The 19175-nt window shown below is 60.3% G+C and carries 18 protein-coding genes; 13 read left to right on the top strand and 5 right to left on the bottom strand.

Features of this window, described 5'->3' with window-relative positions; translation table 11 throughout:
- Positions 1–48 precede the first annotated feature (48 nt).
- From H4I99_RS19300 to H4I99_RS19275, 6 genes are all read left to right on the top strand, one after another.
- A complete protein-coding gene (locus H4I99_RS19300; protein ID WP_163904798.1) occupies positions 49–477 on the top strand; it encodes a PaaI family thioesterase in 429 nt (142 codons plus the stop codon).
- Positions 478–752: 275 nt separating this feature from the next.
- Positions 753–1217, top strand: a complete 465-nt coding sequence (gene rplM, locus H4I99_RS19295; protein WP_099057446.1) for a 50S ribosomal protein L13 — start codon at positions 753–755, stop codon at positions 1215–1217.
- A gap of 2 nt (positions 1218–1219) precedes the next feature.
- Entirely contained in the window at positions 1220–1687 is a 468-nt protein-coding gene (gene rpsI / locus H4I99_RS19290) for a 30S ribosomal protein S9 (RefSeq protein WP_163904796.1), read from the top strand.
- Between the two features lie 149 nt (positions 1688–1836).
- A complete protein-coding gene (speB, locus tag H4I99_RS19285; RefSeq protein ID WP_163904794.1) occupies positions 1837–2790 on the top strand; it encodes an agmatinase in 954 nt (317 codons plus the stop codon).
- A gap of 69 nt (positions 2791–2859) precedes the next feature.
- Positions 2860–3792, top strand: a complete 933-nt coding sequence (argC, locus tag H4I99_RS19280) for an N-acetyl-gamma-glutamyl-phosphate reductase (RefSeq protein ID WP_163904792.1) — start codon at positions 2860–2862, stop codon at positions 3790–3792.
- A gap of 141 nt (positions 3793–3933) precedes the next feature.
- Positions 3934–4761, top strand: coding sequence for a DODA-type extradiol aromatic ring-opening family dioxygenase (locus H4I99_RS19275; RefSeq protein ID WP_163904790.1), 828 nt, complete (start codon positions 3934–3936; stop codon positions 4759–4761).
- 129 nt (positions 4762–4890) lie between these two features.
- Here the strand turns inward: H4I99_RS19275 and H4I99_RS19270 are convergent, their stop codons facing one another.
- From H4I99_RS19270 to H4I99_RS19260, 3 genes are all read right to left on the bottom strand, one after another.
- Positions 4891–5358: a cupin domain-containing protein gene (locus tag H4I99_RS19270; protein WP_244625186.1), complete on the bottom strand. Its 468-nt coding sequence runs from the start codon at positions 5356–5358 to the stop codon at positions 4891–4893.
- Positions 5351–5989, bottom strand: coding sequence for a TetR/AcrR family transcriptional regulator (locus H4I99_RS19265; RefSeq protein WP_163904787.1), 639 nt, complete (start codon positions 5987–5989; stop codon positions 5351–5353). The genes H4I99_RS19270 and H4I99_RS19265 overlap by 8 nt, the downstream gene beginning before the upstream one ends.
- 117 nt (positions 5990–6106) lie before the next feature.
- On the bottom strand, positions 6107–7210 hold the full coding sequence (locus tag H4I99_RS19260) for a COX15/CtaA family protein (protein WP_163904785.1): 1104 nt from the start codon (positions 7208–7210) through the stop codon (positions 6107–6109).
- Between the two features lie 127 nt (positions 7211–7337).
- On the opposite strand from H4I99_RS19260, the gene H4I99_RS19255 reads away from it, so the two are divergent.
- Both H4I99_RS19255 and H4I99_RS19250 read left to right on the top strand, forming a co-directional pair.
- A complete protein-coding gene (locus H4I99_RS19255) occupies positions 7338–7547 on the top strand; it encodes a DUF2842 domain-containing protein (RefSeq protein ID WP_163904783.1) in 210 nt (69 codons plus the stop codon).
- Positions 7548–7676: 129 nt separating this feature from the next.
- Positions 7677–8945, top strand: a complete 1269-nt coding sequence (locus H4I99_RS19250) for a GNAT family N-acetyltransferase (protein ID WP_246225593.1) — start codon at positions 7677–7679, stop codon at positions 8943–8945.
- Positions 8946–8966: 21 nt separating this feature from the next.
- Here H4I99_RS19250 and H4I99_RS19245 read toward each other — a convergent pair whose 3' ends face one another.
- Entirely contained in the window at positions 8967–11234 is a 2268-nt protein-coding gene (locus H4I99_RS19245) for an exopolysaccharide transport family protein (RefSeq protein ID WP_163904781.1), read from the bottom strand.
- 189 nt (positions 11235–11423) lie between these two features.
- Between H4I99_RS19245 and H4I99_RS19240 the strand changes: the two genes are divergently transcribed.
- Both H4I99_RS19240 and H4I99_RS19235 read left to right on the top strand, forming a co-directional pair.
- Positions 11424–11999 carry a polysaccharide biosynthesis/export family protein gene (locus H4I99_RS19240; protein ID WP_163904779.1) on the top strand — a complete coding sequence of 192 codons (576 nt, stop codon included), beginning with the start codon at positions 11424–11426 and terminating at the stop codon, positions 11997–11999.
- A gap of 3 nt (positions 12000–12002) precedes the next feature.
- Positions 12003–13154 carry a glycosyltransferase family 4 protein gene (locus tag H4I99_RS19235; RefSeq protein WP_163904777.1) on the top strand — a complete coding sequence of 384 codons (1152 nt, stop codon included), beginning with the start codon at positions 12003–12005 and terminating at the stop codon, positions 13152–13154.
- A gap of 13 nt (positions 13155–13167) precedes the next feature.
- Here the strand turns inward: H4I99_RS19235 and ftsH are convergent, their stop codons facing one another.
- Positions 13168–14994, bottom strand: coding sequence for an ATP-dependent zinc metalloprotease FtsH (ftsH, locus tag H4I99_RS19230; RefSeq protein WP_163904776.1), 1827 nt, complete (start codon positions 14992–14994; stop codon positions 13168–13170).
- A gap of 222 nt (positions 14995–15216) precedes the next feature.
- Here ftsH and H4I99_RS19225 point away from each other — a divergent pair, with 222 nt between their 5' ends.
- From H4I99_RS19225 to H4I99_RS19215, 3 genes are read left to right on the top strand one after another with little or no spacing between them, the layout of a single operon-like run.
- Positions 15217–16776, top strand: coding sequence for an undecaprenyl-phosphate glucose phosphotransferase (locus H4I99_RS19225; RefSeq protein WP_163904775.1), 1560 nt, complete (start codon positions 15217–15219; stop codon positions 16774–16776).
- Complete coding sequence (locus H4I99_RS19220; protein WP_163904774.1) at positions 16773–18017, top strand: O-antigen ligase family protein; 1245 nt, start codon at positions 16773–16775, stop codon at positions 18015–18017. The genes H4I99_RS19225 and H4I99_RS19220 overlap by 4 nt, the downstream gene beginning before the upstream one ends.
- Entirely contained in the window at positions 17975–19162 is a 1188-nt protein-coding gene (locus tag H4I99_RS19215; RefSeq protein ID WP_244625185.1) for a glycosyltransferase family 4 protein, read from the top strand. Before H4I99_RS19220 ends, H4I99_RS19215 begins: the two co-directional genes overlap by 43 nt.
- Positions 19163–19175 lie beyond the last annotated feature (13 nt).

Below are 19175 nucleotides of genomic sequence, written 5' to 3'. Positions count from 1 at the left end.
TTCGCCATCGAAAATCGAAGCCTTGGACCAAGGGAGGAACCGTCCGACATGCAGCCGATCATGACCGCCGAGGAAATCAACCATTTCATGGAAACAGATTTTCCGCAAATCCACACGGACGGGCGCGTGTTCACTGTGACAACGGTGGAGCCCGGAGCGGTGACGATGACCTTCGACCCGTCGGAACGGCATCTGCGACCCGGCGGCACGGTTTCAGGTCCGGCCATGTTCGCGCTCTCCGACGTTTGCGCCTACGCCGCAGTGCTCGCCCATATCGGTCCGGTGGCACTCGCCGTTACCACCAGCCTCAACATCAACTTCCTTCGCCTGCCGAAGCCGCAGCCAATCAGTTGCAGATGCAGCATCCTGAAACTTGGTAAGCGACTGGCGGTCATCGACGCCATCCTTACCCAGGATGGAAGTTCCGAGCCGATCGCGCAGGCGACCGCCACCTATTCCATTCCGCCGAAGGGCTGAAAGAGCCGAAATACCCTCGATTCGATGCGGCCAGGCTCGCCCGAATGTGAGGTAAAATAATACCACAATTACAAGCTATTGTTTTTGCTTCGCTTTTCTTCACGTCATGAAGATCCGATACTATTGACCGCAATTCGGTCGCAGCTTATACACCGCTCAAGTTTGCGGCCCCTCCGGACCGCATTCTTTTTTCGTGCATCGCATGTACGAAACCAAGCAACAAGAAACGCCCGATCGCCGCACGGTGCACGGGTCCAAAACGGAAAGATAACACCATGTCTACCTTCGTTCAGAAGCCCGCCGAGGTGGAGAAGAAGTGGATCATCATCGATGCCGAAGGCCTCGTTGTCGGTCGCCTCGCCTCCCTCATTGCCATGCGCCTGCGCGGCAAGCACAAGGCCACATACACCCCCCACGTTGACGACGGCGACAACGTCATCGTCATCAATGCCGAGAAGGTCGCCCTGACCGGCAAGAAGTATTCCGACAAGAAGTACTACTGGCACACCGGTTATCCGGGCGGCATCAAGGAGCGCACGGCTCGCCAGATCATCGAAGGCCGCTTCCCGGAGCGCGTCATCGAGAAGGCTGTCGAACGCATGGTTCCGCGTGGCCCGCTCGGCCGTCGCCAGATGAAGAACCTGCGCGTTTATGCCGGTTCCAACCATCCCCATGAAGCCCAGCAGCCGGTTGCCCTCGACGTGGCCAAGCTGAACAGCAAGAACGTAAGGAGCGCCTGATAATGGCTGACCTCTCTTCCCTGAAGGACCTCGGCACCACCGAGCAGGCCGCCGCTCCGGCGCATGTCCGCAAGGTCGATTCCCTCGGCCGCTCCTACGCTACCGGCAAGCGCAAAAACGCTGTCGCCCGTGTATGGGTAAAGCCGGGTTCCGGCAAGATCATCGTCAACGGCCGTGACTTCACGACCTACTTCGCCCGTCCGGTTCTGCAGATGATCCTGCAGCAGCCGATCGTCGCTGCTGCCCGCACCGGTCAGTTCGACATCATCGCTACCGTTACCGGCGGTGGTCTTTCCGGTCAGGCCGGTGCCGTTCGTCACGGTCTGTCCAAGGCTCTCACCTACTTCGAACCGGGCCTGCGCTCGATCCTGAAGAAGGGTGGCTTCCTGACCCGCGACAGCCGCGTTGTCGAACGCAAGAAGTACGGCAAGGCCAAGGCCCGTCGTTCGTTCCAGTTCTCCAAGCGTTAATCGCTGGATATCCGGAAACGGAATGCAAGGCGGGGCTTCGGCTCCGCCTTTTTTCGTTTCGGGGCGATCCTTCAGCATTTCGGATTTGCGGAACGCGGACCATCACCTATGTTCAGGCCGACTACAAATAAGAGACGAAGACAAGAGACATGGCGAGCAAATCGATCGACAACGCTTTTACTGCCAAAGCCGTTCGCGGCGCCGCGACCGACCCGACCTATGCCGGCGCGCTCTCCTTCATGCGCCGCAAATTTTCGAAGTCGTTGAAGGATGTCGACGCCGCCGTCCTCGGCATCCCCTTCGACGCGGCCGTCTCTAACCGACCTGGCGCCCGCTTCGGGCCGCAGGCGATCAGGCGCGCCTCCGCGATCTTCGACAACGACCCGCAATATCCGTTTTCCCGCGACCTCTTCGAAAAAATGGCGGTTGTCGATTATGGCGACGTTCTGCTCGACTATGGCAATCACGAGAAAACGCCCGGCCTGATCGAGAAAGAGGCCGCTAAGATCATCGCTTCCGGCGCTTATCTGCTCGGCCTTGGCGGCGATCACTTCGTCACCTGGCCACTTCTCAAGGCCCATGCCGCCAAGCATGGACCGCTGGCACTCGTGCATTTCGACGCGCACCAGGATACCTGGGACGACGACGGCAAGCGGATCGACCACGGCTCCTTCGTCTGCCGCGCCGTACGCGAAGGCGTGATCGACCCGACCCATTCCATCCAGATCGGCATCCGGACCCACGCGCCGGAGGATTTCGGCATCCGCATCCTGCACGGCTATGAGGTCGAGGACCTCGGCGCGCAGACGATCGCCGACCGCATCCTTGCCCATGTCGGCAGGAAGCCCTGCTATCTCACCTTCGACATCGACTGCCTCGACCCGGCATTTGCCCCCGGGACAGGTACGCCGGTCGCTGGCGGCCCCTCCTCGGCCAAGATGCTCTCGGTCCTGCGTAAACTCGGACCACTCGATATTCGCGGCTCAGATATCGTCGAGGTTGCTCCGGCCTATGATCACGCCGACATCACCGCCATTGCAGGCGCGACGGTCGCGATGTATATGCTCGGCCTGCATGCCGAAAGGCTCGCAATCCGCACCTGACATATTGATTCAGCATCCTCCGAAACAGATTCCGGAAAATCCACCAACCTCCTGACAGGGGAAGATAAAATGACAGCGAAGATCTTCATCGACGGCGAACACGGCACCACGGGACTGCAGATCCGCACCCGCATGGCCGGCCGCCGCGACGTCGAACTGCTGTCCATCCCAGAGGCGGAGCGGCGCAATCAGGCGATGCGGGAAGACATGCTGAACAGCGCGGACGTCGCCATTCTCTGCCTGCCCGATGATGCTTCGCGGGAAGCGGTGCAGATGGTTTCCGGCAACAACAAGGTCCGGATCATCGACACCTCGACGGCCTTCCGTATCGCCCCGGACTGGGCTTACGGTTTTGCGGAGATGGACAAGGCGCAGACGGAAAAGATCCGCTCCTCCCGTTTCGTCGCCAACCCCGGCTGCTACCCGACCGGTGCAATCGGCCTCATCCGGCCGCTTAGGGCTGCTGACATCCTGCCTGATGGCTATCCGGTCACGATCAACGCGATCTCCGGTTACACCGGGGGCGGCAAACAGATGATCGCCCAGATGGAAGACCAGAGCCGGCCCGACGCCATTTCGGCGAACAATTTCCTCTACGGCCTGCCCCTCAAGCACAAGCACGTGCCGGAGATGAAGACACACGGCCTGCTCGACCGAGCCCCGCTGTTTTCCCCTTCCGTCGGCCGCTTTGCACAGGGTATGATTGTGCAGGTTCCGCTCTTCCTGGACGACCTGAAGGAAGGCACGACGATCGAGACGATCCATGCAGCCCTTGTCGCGCATTATGCCGGGCAGAATATCGTCAGCGTCGTTTCGCTTGAGGAAAGCGCCAAACTCGCTCGCATAGACGCCGAGGAACTGGTGGGTCAGGACACGATGAAGCTTTTCGTGTTCGGCACGCAGGGCGGCCCGCATGTCAACCTCGTCGCGGTTCTCGACAATCTCGGCAAGGGTGCTTCCGGGGCAGCTGTTCAGAACATGGACCTGATGCTTTCCGCCTGAGGCAGGGCAGAAACGTTCTCAAGAATTGACGAACGACAGCTTGATTGTTCATTCCGAGTGAACGATTCGTCGTCCGATCGACGGATCGTTTGCCCTTGATCAAGTTGCTATATTCCGCTTCATCAACAGATGAGGCGCGAAATGAGCGACACCCGTTTTCCGGTCTATTTCATCCCCCATGGCGGCGGTCCCTGGCCCTTCATGCAGTTTCCGGCGGGACCGGACGGCAAGAAGCCGTGGGCGGATCTTTCGGACTTCCTGAAATCGCTTCCGAGGGATGTCGGCCGCACGCCGAAAGCCATTCTCATGGTGTCCGGCCATTGGGAAGGAGAACCGGTGCCGACCCTGAGCTCGGCCAGCCGTCCCGGCATGCTCTATGATTATTATGGCTTTCCGCCCCAGACCTATGAACTCACCTACCCTGCTCCGGGCGCTCCCGATGTGGCGCACCGGGCAAAGCAGCTTCTCGAAGCCGCGGGCATTCCGGCTGCGGAGGATACCAAGCGCGGCTATGACCATGGCGTATTCATCCCGCTGATGGTCGCCTATCCAGATGCCGATGTGCCTGTCGTGATGATGTCGCTCAAGAACACGCTCGACGTTCCAAGCCATGTGGCAATCGGCAAGGCTCTGGAGCCGCTGCGTGACGAGGGCGTGCTGATTGTCGGCTCCGGCATGAGCTACCACAACATGCGGATGTTCTTCCACGACAACCCCGAGCACACACAGCAAGCCATCCGCTTCGACGACTGGCTGAGCGATGTGGTAGCAATCGAGGACCCGGATCAGAGGGCGGCAAGACTTGCAACGTGGGAACTGAACCCGGACGCACAGGCCTGCCACATTCCAGACCACGACCACCTCGTACCCCTGTTCGTCGCAGCCGGCGCCGCCGGTCGCGACGCCGGCAAGCACATCTTCCGTGGTGAATTCCGCGGCAAGCCTTATTCCGGATACAGGTTCGGCTAAGGTCACAAGATCTGCTCTCGACAATCTCGGCAAGGGTGCTTCGGGGGCAGCCGTCCAGAACATGGCCATGATGCTTTCTGCCGGAAGGCCGGCGGCCCGCCGGCCTTCTGTCGAAAACGATCCGGGACGTCACGCTGCCAGAATATGGATGCCGTAGGTCTCGGTGAGAGCCATGATGCGACCGATCGCCTCGGGTGTCGGCGGACCGGCCGGCGGCTCGTGGCTGGCAGCAGCCTCGAAAAATTCCATCATCCGGTCGTCTACGACGGACATCATCAGCGCCGGCACCTGCGAGGCGTTACGATAGGCGTGTGGCGCATGGGCCGGAATGGTTACCACGTCGCCGGGTACGGCCTCGGTCTCGGTCGGCTTGCCATCGATCAGTGCCCAGATCGTCACCGTGCCCTGCAGGATGCGAAAGATCTCCGGCGAGGCATGGCTGTGTGGCGGCGTGCCGCTGCCCGGCGGAACGGCCACGTCGATGACATTGAAGCCGGTACCTTCCAGCCTGCCGCGCTTCATCACCTCATCGCCCATCACCCACATCTTTCCGGCGCTTGCGGCCGGATGCACTTTTGCTGAAAAATTGTCATTCATTCCCATCTTCCTCCAACTGTTCGTCCTTCAACAGGCGCCCTTCCCGTCTTGCCGCATCGAGCAGGGCGCCGATCGCCCATGCGGCCGCTTTTCCAGCCTCCCTTCCCGACAGCCCCCAGTAATCCTTCATGGTCTGCCAAGCGGTGGCGCTGAAAAGAATCTGGACCGTCGCTTCGAGCTGCCTTGCCCGTTTGGGGTCCAGATTGTCCGTCACATCCGAGAGACTTTTGCGGAACGCCGCTTGCCGCTCGCCATTCGCCTGCAGACGCATCTGCCGGCCGGCGCCGCTCGCATGGGAGGCGCGCACGATGCCCTCGATACCGTCGAGCGACGCGAAGAGTTCCGGCGGCAACTCCACCAGATCCTGCTCGCTTTCCGGCCAGAAGCGCACGCCGAGCGAGGCGTTGGCGCTTTGCCAGAAAGCCGACAACAGGTCCTCCTTGGTCGGAAAATGTCGGAAGATGGTGCGGCGGTTCACACCGCTCACCTCCGCCAGTTCGTCGAACCCGAGCGCATTGGCGGGATCGGCTTCCAGCATTGTTCGCACGCCCGCGAGAATTTTTTCGCGGGTGGCCTGAGCCTGCTCCGCCCGCAACGGGCTTTCGTATTTTGTCACTTTCAATGTATTCATGTCATCATGAGTGACATTAACTGCGGGAAACGTCAAGCAGGAAAAGCGGCGACGAAAAAGGCGGGCGGAATTTTATCCGCCCGCCCTCCGGTGGGATTGGGAATGGGGTGGTAAAACTCAGCGGCGCAGGACGACCGCCGTCTCTGGCGCGTATTCTCCGTAAAACCCGCGCCAGTGGGCGATGGCGAAACCGAGGACGATGAGGGCTCCGCCCTGATGGGCAAGGGCGGCGTCGAACGGCACCTGCAGGAGCAGCGTGGTGATGCCAATAGCCGCCTGGATCATGATCAGGGCGAAGAGCACGACGCTGCGACGGGAGTGGGTCGTCTGGGGTGCGGCCCTCAACGACTGGATCATGTGCCACAGCGCGACAGCCAGAAGCAGATAGGCACCGAGGCGGTGGACGTACTGAACCGTCTTGGGATTTTCGAACAGATTGATCCACCAGGGTTGCTGGATGAAGAGATCGGAGGGAACGACCGCTCCGTCCATCAGAGGCCAGGTATTGTAGGCAAGGCCTGCGTCCAAGCCGGCGACAAGAGCTCCGAGATAGATCTGGAACAGGGCGAGGAATGCCAGCATTCCTGCCCAGCGACGTGATGTCGCAGTCGGGGGAGCATCCCCACTATGCGGCGACAGACCGCGCATGATCCACATGCAGGCGGCAAAGATCAGACAGGCAATCACGAGATGTGTTGCGAGGCGATACTGGGAAACGCTCGTAAGCTTGCTCAGCCCCGATGACACCATCCACCAGCCGATGAAACCCTGAAAACCGCCGAGAGCCAACAACCCGACCAGCGGCCAGCGCAGACGGCGCTCGACCTTGCCCGTCAGCCAGAAGTAAAGAAGCGGCAGAGCGAAGATCACGCCGATGCTGCGGGCCAGCAGGCGATGCGCCCATTCCCACCAGAAGATCGACTTGAACTCGTCGACCGTCATGCCCTTGTTGATCTGCTGGTACTGCGGAATACGCTGGTAGAGCGCGAATTCCTCCTGCCATTCCTCGGCCGAAAGCGGGGGGATGACGCCATGAATGGGTTTCCATTCGGTGATGGAAAGGCCGGAGCCGGTCAGCCGCGTGGCGCCCCCCACCAGCACGAGACAGAAAAGCGTGACCAGCACGACGCCAAGCCATATGCGGATCGAGCGTCGATTGCGTCCGCTACGCTCCATTGCCTGACGAACCTGGATCTCGGTGGTGCTTGCCGCGTCAGTCATTCTGCCATCCTCGTTTATGCTGTTGATTTGCATCACTTGGCCATGCAAAACAAGACCTCTGCCCGCTGGTGGGCATTCACGCCTGCTCGAAATAGGCCCGTTGGCAAGAAGACAAGAAGGATAGACGATGCCCGCCCGTTTGCGCTCGTTCATTGGCACGATCCTCATCATCATCCTCGTCGTCGCCTATGCGATCCTCGCGACCACCATCGCCTCGAGCCTGCTCGCGACTTCGCCGTGGTGGGTGCATCTCCTCTACTTTCTGCTGTCCGGCCTGCTGTGGATCCTGCCGGCCATGTTCATCATCAAGTGGATGGCCGGCCCCGTCCGCAAATGATGGAAAGCGAGGCGGTTAACCGACCGATAACCGCACTCGGCGGAAAAACTGCGACGAAGCCTGTTCGCTAACCGTTTCTCTGCACGCCTGGGCTAGTCTCCCCACAGTCTCGTCGGACGGGAGAGTGTTGTGCAGATATCGCCGGTGGAATTTCCAAGCCTTGCGGCCATAGACCGCTTGAGCCACACGCAGCATGTGGAGTTTCCGCACGCCGGCATGACGGTTGCCAGCAGCGCCCTCGACATCACTTTGCACGAGAGCATGGCGCCGCTGGAAAAGGAATGGCGCGCGCTTGAAGCCGATCCGATCAACTCACTTCACCAGAGCTATGACTGGTGCCTCGCATGGGCAAAGACCCATCGCAATCCGCTTGCCATCATCCGGGGCAAGCGTGGCGGCAAGACGGCCTTCATCCTGCCCCTGGAAATCGTCCGCGCCAGCATGGTGCGGTCCGCGCAATTTATCGCCGCGCGATACAACAACATCAACAGCGGCCTCTTTTCCGCTGATTTCCGTGCGGAATCCAACGCCGCTGAGGCTACGCAGATATCGCAAGCGATTACCGGGCTACTCACCGGCAAGGCCGATCTCGTCAACCTGCAAAACATCCCGCTGGAATGGCGTGGCGAGAAAAGCCCGTTTGCAGCGCTCCCAGCCATCGAAAACCAGAATCACGCCTTCCAGCTGCCGTTGACGGAGGATTTCCAGAAGACCATCGGGCAATTGAACGCCAAGCGTCGGCGCAAGAAATTTCGCGGACAGGTTCGCAAGATTGAGGCCACCGGCGGTTTCGAGCATTTCGTCGCCCGGTCGCCGCGGGAAAAGAGCACCCTGCTCAATCTCTTCTTCGAACAGAAGGCTATCCGCTTCAAGGCGCTCGGATTGCCGAACACGTTTCAGGCGCCCGAGACACAGGCCTTCTTTCACCTGCTTCTGGAAGTGGACGGAAGCAGCCTCGATACACCGCTGGAGCTGCATGCCGTGCGGCTCAAGGGCCAGTATGAAGGTCGGATTGCCGCCATCGCAGGCCTGTCACGCAAGGGCGATCACGTGATCTGCCAGTTCGGCTCGATCGACGAAAGCCTGCTGCCGGAGGCAAGCCCGGGCGAATTGCTGTTCTGGCTGATGATCGAGCGTTCCTGCGAGGAAGGCGCTGCGCTCTTCGACTTCGGGCTTGGCGATCAGGAATACAAGCGACGCTGGTGTACGGTCGAAACGGTGCAGCATGACATCCTGCTGCCGATCAGCGCCGCCGGTCATGTTGCTTCCTTCGCCCAACGGGGCGTGGTGCGCACCAAGGCGGTTATCAAGGGCAATCCGCAGCTGTATTCGTTCATTCAGAGACTGCGGGCGCATGCAGACGACATGCCCGCCCAGGCGACCGGAACCGACGACTAAAGCCTTTCAGGACCATCCTTTTCAGGCGGCGGCGCGTTTACCCTGCCGTGCCGAAGCGGTGGCCTTGCCGGTCATAAGTACTAGATCGGTGTAGCCTACCTTCTCGAAGGCTTCCATGATTCGAGCTAGTTCCTCCATGTCCGGCTCGGGCGCCGACAGGATGATTTCCTGTTCGCTACTCCGGCTCAGACGCGCAATGCCCTGAACATCAGCAGGACCGCATTCCACCAGCACCAGATCATAGGCTTCCGACAGCGCATCTGTGATCATCGAGAGGCGGTCAGCACCACGCATGGCCTGCCGGATATCGGCATTGCCCTGCGGCACGATGTCAGCGTCGGAAAGACGATCCGGGTGGATCGCCTCGAAGAAGGGGGCAGTGCCGCACAAGAGGTCGGTGATGCCGGGAAGATCCCGGCGGGAAGCCATCAACCACGTCGGACATGCCGAGCCCGTCATATCGATCAGTACGACTTTCAAGCCCCGTTCCGCCACTTCGCGTGCCAGCATCACCGTCGCCGTCGAGCCCTCATCACCAGAAGGTGAGAGGACCAGCGCTACGCCCACCTGATCGTCCACGAGATAGCGGGCAACGGCTTCGATGGAGAATTCGTCCGCTGGTTCCTCTTCCGCAAGCTCAAGCACCTGTTCCATCTCTTCTGCCAGTTCATCGTCAGGGGCGACCGAGAGCAGGCTTGCCGGAAGCTCTTCGCGAGCAACGCCAACAGAAGTATGGGAAGCGGCGGTATACGCAGTCGTCTCCTCGGCGATCACCGTTTTTTCAACGGCAGCGGCTTGCTCCATGTTAGCCGGCTCGACGAGAGCAGTATCGTCTATGTTGCTCGGCGCCTCAAAACGAGCCGGCAACTGCGCGGGAAGGTCATCCTCAACAGGACGAAGCGCCCGGCCGCTGAACAGCTCCGACAACATCACTACGATAGCGCTGAGAATGAAAGCGGCAAGCGCCACGACTATGGTGATCGGCAGAACTTTGGGAAAGTTCGGCTCGTTCGGCTCTACGGCCTGCGAGACAAGACGGGCATCCGCCGGGCTCGCATCCTTGGCCATGCGCGTGGTCGCCTCGCGATAGCGGGCGAGATAGGTTTCAAGAAGCTGACGCTGAGCAGCGGCTTCACGCTCCAATGCCTTGAGGCCAACCTCGTCCTCGCCAGCGCGAGCGGATTCGGCTTTCACCGTGTTAAGCTGCTGGATGAGCTGCGTCTCGCGTGCGCGGGCGACGGTTGCAGCGTTTTCAAGACTTGCGGCAACCTTGGCGGATTCGGTGGCAATCTGCTCGCGGATGCCGGCAAGCTGAGACCTGAGAGCCTTCATCTGCGGATGGCCATCGAGCAGCGTCGTCGACAGATCGGAGATCTGCGCGCGAATGGTGGACTCGGTACCTTTCAATCGCTGGATAGCTTCCGAGCCGGCAACGGCTTCGAGCGTTTCGGTGGAGCGGCCCGCTTTCAACGCCGCGCGCACATCTTCCGCCCTCGCCTCGGCATTGGCACGCTCGCCGCGAACGCGCGCCAGTTCAGCAGAAATATCGCTCAACTGCTGGGAGGAAAAGGTCGTGGTCTCGCTCAGCGGGAGCAGTCCTGCGGAGGCCCGATAGTCGGCAACCTTCTTCTCGGCCTCTTGCACCTTCTCACGCAAGTTGGCGATTTCCGGCTCCAGCCAGCGTGCGGCCTCGGAATTGCTGTCGAGCTTGGCGCCGCTCTGAATGGCACTATAAACCTTGGCAATCTCATTGGGGATGGCTGCCGCAAGCTTCGGGTCTTCGGAGTTGAACTCGATGCCGATGACACGCGATTTCTCGACCTGATAGACCTGCAGCTTTTCCTGAAAGGTCTTGAGCACCCGCTCCTCGGGCGCCAGATCGAGCGGGTTCTTCTTCAGCCCAAGGAGAACCAGAAGATGTGATATAATAGAAGGATTGGTATCCGGATCGAACTCTTCCAGTTCGTAAAGCTTCAGATCGCGCACAACCTGCTTGATCAAGTCGACCGATTGAAGAAGCTGCACCTGGCTGACGATGTTCAACTCGTCGAGAACGGGCTCGGACGTAGCTCCCGCCCGGTCCGTGGTGGAATAATTGGGCTGCCTCGGCTCGATGAGAATACGCGCCTCGCTGCGATAGCTCGGCGCAATGAGATTTGCGCCAACAAAGGCAAGGCCACCGGCAAGAGCCGTGACCGCCAGAATGCGCAGACGTCTTTGCCACACAGCTCTAAAGAGCTGCGCCAGATCGATATCTACGTCCTGTTGCCCGTTGCCTACGCTCGACATGCCATACTCCCGGTACAAATCCGGACGGATGGTAAAGGAACATGGTAACCCAAGCGTTAATCACTTTAATCTTGCAGCGACATTGTTTAGGCTCTTCTCATCCGCATCAATACCGCTCTTTACCTCGCGTTAACCCTAATCGAATGATAACGAAGCTATCCGAATTCTGTACCGGGAGCGCGTCCGCGCATGTCATCGTTAGGTGTTAAGGGAATGGTCTGGCTACTCGCCGCACTGGCACTAGCCGTGCTGGGCGGCTGCGCGACATATAAGCCGGCACCCAAGGTCTTCCACGAGGCAACGATACAGCCCTACCGCCTCGACAGCGGTGACAGACTACGGATAACCGTCTTCGAACAGGCAAGCCTGACCAACACCTACACCGTCGATCAGGCCGGCTATATCGCCTTCCCGCTCGTGGGCCAGGTGGCGGCACGCGGCGCGACTCTGCCCCAGCTCGAAGGCGTGATCGCCCAGAAACTTCGGCAAGGATATCTTCGCGATCCCGACGTCTCCATCGAGATCGACCGCTATCGCTCCATCTTCGTCATGGGCGAAGTCGGTCAGCCGGGCCAGTATGCCTATGTTCCCGGCATGACGGTGCTCAATGCGATCGCCGTTTCCGGCGGCTTCTCCACCCGGGCCAACCAGCGTGATGTCGATGTGACCCGCAAGATCAACGGGGAGATCCTGACCGGCCGTGTGCCGATCACCGACCCCATTCTCGCGGGCGATACGATCTACGTCAGAGAGCGGCTCTTCTGATCGATGCCGCAAACCTTCCCCCTACGCATCGTGCACTGTTTCCGGTCCCCGATTGGCGGCATCTTCCGCCATGTGCGTGACCTTGCTGAACAGCATGCGCGCGCGGGACATGAGGTCGGTATCCTTTGCGACAGTTCAACCGGCAGCGAGCACGAAGACCGGATGTTCGAGCAGATCCGGCCGTATCTGTCGCTGGGCCTGACACGCATGCCGATCCAGCGTTCGATAGGGTTCAGCGATGCTGCGGCATTGCATGCCAGTTACAAGGAAATAAGGAGCTTGCAGCCGAATGTGTTGCACGGCCACGGCGCCAAGGGCGGCGCCGTCGCACGCATCATCGGCTCAGCCTTGCGGGTCAAAAAGTATAGCGTTGCCCGCGTCTATTCGCCCCATGGGGGCAGCCTGCATTTCGATCCGAAATCGATGGCAGGCCGGGGGGTGTTTGCAACCGAGCGCCTGCTCGAGCGCATGACGGACGCACTCGTCTTCGTCTGCGAATACGAACGCCAGACCTATGTGCGAAAGATCGGACGGCCGCGCTGTGCCGACCGAATGATCTATAACGGCATCAGCGATCGGGATTTCGTTCGCATACCGCCCCGTTCCGATGGCGTCCACTTTCTCTATCTCGGCATGCTTCGCGACCTCAAGGGACCGGATGTCTTCATCGACGCCTTTGCCCGTACGGAACGCATGGTCGGGCACCCGCTAAGTGCCCTCATCATCGGTGACGGACCGGATCGCGACAAATACGACGCCATGATGCAGCAGCGCGGACTCGGACGGCGCATCGGCCTCCTACCGGCCATGCCGGTCAAGGATGCTTTTGCAATGTCCGACACTGTCGTCGTCCCGTCCCGCGCCGAGGCAATGCCCTACATCGTACTGGAAGCGCTCGGAGCCGGAAAAACCGTCATCGCATCGCGGGTCGGCGGAGTTCCTGAAGCGCTCGGCACTGAAAGCGAGGCGCTGGTCGAACCCGGCAACGCCGAGGATCTGGCTCGTGTGATGACGAAGGCCATCACCACCCAGGGGTGGGGAACCGCGACCATGCCGGATCCGGAGGACTTCAAGGCGAAATTCTCCGCATCCACCATGGCAGACCAGATCGCCAGCCTTTACCGGGAACGTCTCGACGCGACATTCCTGAACTGACATCCGGCGCCGGTCATACTGCCGGGGCGCTCGCAAGCGCGCTGCTACGCGTCAACGGCGGATAATCGGCAGGCGTCAGGGTCTCTTTCTCAAGCAGCAGCCTGGAGCCACTCTCCAGCTCGGACCGCCGCCCTTCCAGCACGTGCTTCGCCTGCTGATAGGCATCGTCTATCATCGAACGCACGGCGAGATCCACCTCACGCGCCGTGGCCTCGGAGTAGTCCTTCGGGCGCATGCGCATCTGGCCATCGTCCAGCCACTGGTTGCGCTGCGGTTCCAGAACCGCCTGTCCAACTGAGGCATCCATGCCGAAGCGGGTGACGATCTCGCGGGCAATGTCCGTCACCTTCGCAAGATCATCGGAAGCGCCGGTCGATATCTCTCCGAAGACGATGTCCTCGGCGGCGCGACCGGCGAGCAGGACCACCATGCGTTCCTTGAGTTCGTCGAAGGTGATCAGGAAGCGGTCCTCGGTCGGACGTTGCAGAGTGTAACCGAGCGCCCCTATTGAGCGGGGAATGATCGAGACCTTCTGCACGGGATCGGCGGTCTTGAGCGCAGACGCGACCAGCGCATGCCCCATCTCGTGATAGGCGACGCGACGGCGCTCCTCGGGATTGAGAATACGGCTGCGCCGTTCGGTGCCGGCAATCACCCGCTCAACCGCTGCGACGAAATCCTCCATCGCCACTTTGCCCGCACTGCGGCGGGTGGCAAGGATCGCGGCCTCGTTGATCAGGTTCGCGAGATCGGCCCCTGTGAAACCCGGCGTCAGCCCCGCGATCGCGTCGATATCGACATCACGGTCGATGACGACGTTCTTCATGTGCACTGCGAGGATCGCCGCGCGGCCCTTTCGGTCCGGGCGGTCGATCACCACCTGCCGGTCGAAGCGCCCGGCGCGCATCAGGGCCTGATCGAGAATCTCGGGACGATTGGTTGCGGCAAGCAGCACGATACCGACGCGCGGGTCGAAACCGTCGAGTTCAGCCAGCAACTGATTGAGCGTCTGTTCCTTTTCGTCATTGCCCCCGAAACCGCCGAACGAATTGCGTGCACGACCGAGCGCGTCGAGTTCATCGATAAATATGATGCAAGGGGCTGCGGCTCTGGCCTGTTCGAACAGGTCGCGTACGCGGGCGGCGCCGACGCCGACGAACATCTCGACGAACTCGGAACCCGAAATGGAGAAGAAGGGAACGCCCGCCTCGCCGGCCACTGCGCGCGCCATCAGCGTCTTGCCGGTGCCGGGCGGACCAACAAGCAGGATGCCCTTCGGAATACGCGCCCCCAGCCGGCCATAGCGATCCTTGTCCTTGAGAAAGGAAACGATCTCCTCCAGCTCTGCCTTCGCCTCGTCGATGCCGGCGACATCGTCGAAGGTCACGCCCGTCTTGCGCTCGAGATAAATCTTGGCCCGCGACTTTCCGATATTAATCAGGCCGCCCATTCCCTGGCGCTCGGCAATTCCGCGGAAGAAGAAAGACCAAAGGGCGAAGAAGATGACGACCGGCAGGACCCATGACAGGATCGTCGTAAGCCAGTTGCTGTCGCTTGCTCCGCTGATCTTCACACCGGCCTTTTCGAAGACCTCGGCAAAGGCCGGATCAACCCGGTTTGCTAAGAAATATTTGCGGCCGTCCTGCGGCTCCTTGTACTCGCCCTGCACCGTCGTCTCGGTGAGCGTGACGGAGGCAACCTTGCCCTGATTCACCGCATCCAGCATCTCCGTGTAGGTGAGCTGCGCGTAGTCGCGGTAACCCATCCAGGCCTGGAACAGAAGCAACAGCGAGAAGGCAAAAAGAAAATAGCTGAGGTTGAAAACGTGTTTCTTTTCCATGCGGGAGCGCCCTTCGCAAAGCCATCGGCAAAGAAGTCTTCCATCGCACGGTCCCTCCCGCAAGACTTTGATTTCCGTCAAATCGTGGATGGCGGGAACAACCGGTGTAACTGTATCAAAACACGACGGATATTTCGCCATTGCATCGGTTTTTCTCTATCCGATCAAACGTTTCTTAGGACCTTTCCCTTAGGCTTCGGCCACAAAAGGTGAGATCCTCAAATGAACCAGATGGAAAAGCCCGAGCAGTTCGACGTTGACGCGCTGCGAAAGAAGATCTCGGAAAACGCCGCCATGGGCGATGCCAAGCCCGGCGCGGCGGATATCGTGGAGATCAATCCACTGGCCCGCCAGATTGCCGGGCAGTTTCAGGAATCCAGCTATTCTCCGACGATAATCACCGGTCAGCTCAGACTTCTGGAGTTCCTCTGCCTGCTCGCCTTCGGCCTTGGCATCCACTACTTCATCTCCGTCAATCCGGCAGAACATTTCATTGGCGTACTGGCTATCAGTCTGATCGGATCGGGTGTTGCCCTGCTGTTGCTACAAGCGGCCGATTGCTATCACATTTCGTCGCTGCGGACGCCGTTACGCTCCACGGGGCGCTATTTCGGCGCATTGACCGTGGCGCTGGCACTTGTTGCGCTTTCACTCTTCGTTTTCATCGATAACGGTCTCGACTTCCGGGATTGGTTTGTCATCTGGTACGGCAGCGGCCTTGCCTTCCTGTTCGTCGAACGCAATCTCGTCGGCTTCGCCATTCGCCGCTGGGGGCGCAATGGCGTGATGGAACGTCGCGCAGTCATCGTCGGTGGCGGTCAGCCCGCCAAGGATCTTATCCGTGCGCTGGAACAGCAGCCGGAAAACGATATCCGCATCTGCGGGATCTTCGATGACCGCGGCTCCGGTCGCTCGCCCGATGTGGTCGCCGGCTACCCCAAGCTCGGCACTGTTGCCGAACTCGTCGAATTCGCCCGTCTCGCCCGCATCGACATGCTGATCATCTCGCTGCCGCTCAGCGCCGAGGCGCGCATCCTGCAGCTTCTCAAGATGCTCTGGGTTCTGCCGACCGACGTGCGGCTCGCGGCCCACTCCAACAGCCTGCGTTTTCGTCCGCGCTCCTATTCTCATGTCGGCGCAGTGCCGATGCTCGATATTCTCGACAAGCCGATCCGCGACTGGGACTCGGTGGCAAAGCGCATCTTCGACATATTCTTCAGCCTCTTGGCTCTCTCGCTCCTGTGGCCGGTCTTCATCGGCACCGCCATCGCGATCAAGCTGAACTCCAAGGGCCCGGTCTTCTTCATGCAGAAGCGCCATGGCTTCAACAATGAGGTCATCAACGTCCTGAAATTTCGCTCGATGTACACAGAGATGAGCGATCCGTCGGCACGCAAGGCAGTTACCAAGGGTGATCCTCGGGTCACCAAGGTCGGGCGCTTCATCCGCAAGTCGTCGATCGATGAATTGCCGCAGCTGTTCAATGTGCTGCGTGGCGACCTCTCGCTTGTCGGCCCTCGCCCGCATGCTGTGTCCGCCGCGACCCATGACCGGGTTTATGCGGAAGTCGTTGACGGCTATTTCGCTCGCCACCGCGTCAAGCCCGGCGTGACCGGCTGGGCGCAGATCAACGGATGGCGCGGTGAAATCGACAGCGACGACAAGATCAAGTACCGGACAGCTTACGACCTCTTCTACATCGAGAACTGGTCGCTACTCTTCGATCTCAAGATCCTGTTCCTGACACCTATCCGGCTGCTGAACACGGAAAACGCCTATTGAGTACGATCGAGGTTCAGGCTCCCGTCGTTTTCAGGCCGCAGCGCGCGGCACTGGCGATCATCGGTTCCGCGATGGTCGCCTTCGGCGTTTTCCTGTCCGGCTTCGTCATTTCCGAACCCGCCCCCTATGAACTGGTACTCGTGGTCCAGGTCGCGATCTGGTTCCTGCTCGGACTGAAGATCTCCCGCGCAGTCGCACCGCTACTGGTGTTCCTGCTGGTCTTCAATATCGGCGGCATTCTCTCGCTCACGGTCATGCGGGATCTGGCCGAGGGGCCGATGTATCTCGCGGTCTCCACCTTTCTGGCGCTGACCTCGGTGTTTTATGCGGCGATCATCGAGGATGACTACCGGCGGCTGAGGCTTATCTTCCGCGCCTGGGTGGCTGCGGCCGTGATCACCGCACTCCTCGGCATACTCGGCTATTTCCATGCCTTTCCGGGCGCGGAAGCCTTCACCCGCTATGACCGCGCCATGGGCGCATTTCAGGACCCAAATGTCTTTGGTCCTTTCCTGATCGCACCTTCACTCTACCTGATCCATGGCCTCCTGACCGGGCGGCTTTCCGGCGCACCCTTCAAGATCGCCGGTCTGCTGATCATTGCGCTCGGCGTCTTCCTGTCATTCTCGCGCGCGGCATGGGCGCTCTTTCTCTTTTCCGCCATCGCTCTGGTGCTGATTCTGCTGCTCAAAGAGCGCACAGGGGCCTTCCGGCTGAAGATCCTGCTGCTGTCGCTCGCAGCCGTCGTATTGTTGGTCGTCGCCGTTACGGTGGCACTACAGTTCGAGCAGGTCCGCAATCTGTTTCTCGACCGTACGACCTTGGTGAAGGATTATGACGGCGGCCATCTCGGCCGTTTCGCCCGTCACCGCATCGGCTTCCTGAACGCCATGGAACAGCCGCTCGGCATAGGACCAATGGTATTCAGCAAGATCTTTCCCGAAGACGAGCATAATATCTGGCTGAAATCGCTGACCACTTACGGCTGGCTCGGATTCATTTCCTATATCTCGATGATGGCATGGACGGTCACCATCGGCTTCCGCTACCTGCTGCGCAATCGCCCGTGGCAGCCCTATCTGATGATTTCCTGGATCGTCGTCCTCGGTCACATGATTATCGGCAACGTTATCGATACAGACCACTGGCGGCACTTCTACATGCTGCTGGGCATCGTATGGGGCTGCGGCGCGCTCGAATGGCGCTACCAGCGGGCGCAACGACGATCCATACCGACATGACCAAGTCCGACGCGAACGTCCCTTTGCACATCCTCCAGGTTCTGGAACCAAGCGGCGGCGGCTCCGGCCGCCATTTCGTCGATCTCTGCGGCGGATTGAAAGCTCACGGTCACGCAGTGACCGCGGTCTACTCGCCTGTGCGGGCGGAGGAACGCTTCGTTGAGGAACTCAAGGCCCTCGATCTCCGGAAGGTCATCGCCCTCCCCATGCAACGGGCTGTCGGTCCTGCCGATGCATCCGCATGGCAAGCATTGGCTCAAGTTGTGCGTGCGGAAGGTCCGTTCGACATTATCCACGGCCATAGCTCCAAGGCCGGCGCGTTGACGCGCATCCGTCTCCCGGGCCCGCATGTACCGCGTATCTATACGCCTCACGCCTTCCGCACGATGGATCCGACGCTCGGAGCCAAAGGCCGCCTGCTCTTCGGTAAGGTGGAAACCCTGCTCGGCCGCTTCTTCACCGACCGGCTGATCTGCGTCTCGCAGAGTGAATACGAGCATGCGCTGACGCTCGGCATTCCGGCGGAATTGCTCCGTGTCGTCGTCAATGGCGTGGGGGAAATGCCGCGGGGAAACGGCCCGACGATCCGCAGGCGTTTCGGCCTGCCGGAACACGCTATCATCTTCGGTTTCGTCGGCCGCCTTTCTGCACAGAAAGCGCCGGAAAGGCTGATTGCCGCGTTTGCAGATATAGCCCAAAATCTACCTGCCGCACGCCTGCTGATGGTGGGACATGGCGAACTGGAACAGGCGATCCGCCTGCAGGTTGAGACCGCCAATCTTGCAGATCGGATCACCATCACTGCGGATATAACGGGCGCTGAAGCCATGCAGGCGTTCGACGTGCTGGTGATGCCCAGCCGCTATGAAGCGATGTCTTACGTGATGCTGGAAGCGGCGGCGAGCGGATTGCCGATGATCGTCACCGATGTCGGCGGAGCGCGCAATGTCGTTACGCCCGATGAGAACGGCATCATCCTTGCTAACAATGATGCCCCTTCATCGCTAGCGGAGGCGATGCAAAGGCTTGCGGATGAAGCAACACGCACCCGCTTCTCCGGCAATGCCTGCAACCGTCGCCATTCTTTCGGAATGGAGACAATGATCGACAAGACGCTTGCGATTTACTCCGAAGTCCTGAACTGACCCGGGTTCGACC

The organism is Paenirhizobium daejeonense (genome assembly GCF_014280875.1).
In the GTDB taxonomy this organism is placed as follows: domain Bacteria; phylum Pseudomonadota; class Alphaproteobacteria; order Rhizobiales; family Rhizobiaceae; genus Allorhizobium; species Allorhizobium daejeonense.
The sequence above is the reverse complement of the archived record's forward strand: the minus strand, read 5'-3'. Positions and strand labels throughout refer to the sequence as shown.

Excerpts from the sequence above, each read along its gene's own strand:
- H4I99_RS19300 (WP_163904798.1), top strand. The coding sequence starts at position 49 with ATGCAGCCGATCATGACCGCCGAGGAAATCAACCATTTCATGGAAACA.
- rplM (WP_099057446.1), top strand. The coding sequence starts at position 753 with ATGTCTACCTTCGTTCAGAAGCCCGCCGAGGTGGAGAAGAAGTGGATC.
- rpsI (WP_163904796.1), top strand. The coding sequence starts at position 1,220 with ATGGCTGACCTCTCTTCCCTGAAGGACCTCGGCACCACCGAGCAGGCC.
- speB (WP_163904794.1), top strand. The coding sequence starts at position 1,837 with ATGGCGAGCAAATCGATCGACAACGCTTTTACTGCCAAAGCCGTTCGC.
- argC (WP_163904792.1), top strand. The coding sequence starts at position 2,860 with ATGACAGCGAAGATCTTCATCGACGGCGAACACGGCACCACGGGACTG.
- H4I99_RS19275 (WP_163904790.1), top strand. The coding sequence starts at position 3,934 with ATGAGCGACACCCGTTTTCCGGTCTATTTCATCCCCCATGGCGGCGGT.
- H4I99_RS19270 (WP_244625186.1), bottom strand. The coding sequence starts at position 5,358 with ATGAATGACAATTTTTCAGCAAAAGTGCATCCGGCCGCAAGCGCCGGA.
- H4I99_RS19265 (WP_163904787.1), bottom strand. The coding sequence starts at position 5,989 with ATGAATACATTGAAAGTGACAAAATACGAAAGCCCGTTGCGGGCGGAG.
- H4I99_RS19260 (WP_163904785.1), bottom strand. The coding sequence starts at position 7,210 with ATGACTGACGCGGCAAGCACCACCGAGATCCAGGTTCGTCAGGCAATG.
- H4I99_RS19255 (WP_163904783.1), top strand. The coding sequence starts at position 7,338 with ATGCCCGCCCGTTTGCGCTCGTTCATTGGCACGATCCTCATCATCATC.
- H4I99_RS19245 (WP_163904781.1), bottom strand. The coding sequence starts at position 11,234 with ATGTCGAGCGTAGGCAACGGGCAACAGGACGTAGATATCGATCTGGCG.
- H4I99_RS19240 (WP_163904779.1), top strand. The coding sequence starts at position 11,424 with ATGTCATCGTTAGGTGTTAAGGGAATGGTCTGGCTACTCGCCGCACTG.
- H4I99_RS19235 (WP_163904777.1), top strand. The coding sequence starts at position 12,003 with ATGCCGCAAACCTTCCCCCTACGCATCGTGCACTGTTTCCGGTCCCCG.
- ftsH (WP_163904776.1), bottom strand. The coding sequence starts at position 14,994 with ATGGAAAAGAAACACGTTTTCAACCTCAGCTATTTTCTTTTTGCCTTC.
- H4I99_RS19225 (WP_163904775.1), top strand. The coding sequence starts at position 15,217 with ATGAACCAGATGGAAAAGCCCGAGCAGTTCGACGTTGACGCGCTGCGA.
- H4I99_RS19215 (WP_244625185.1), top strand. The coding sequence starts at position 17,975 with ATGGCGCTACCAGCGGGCGCAACGACGATCCATACCGACATGACCAAG.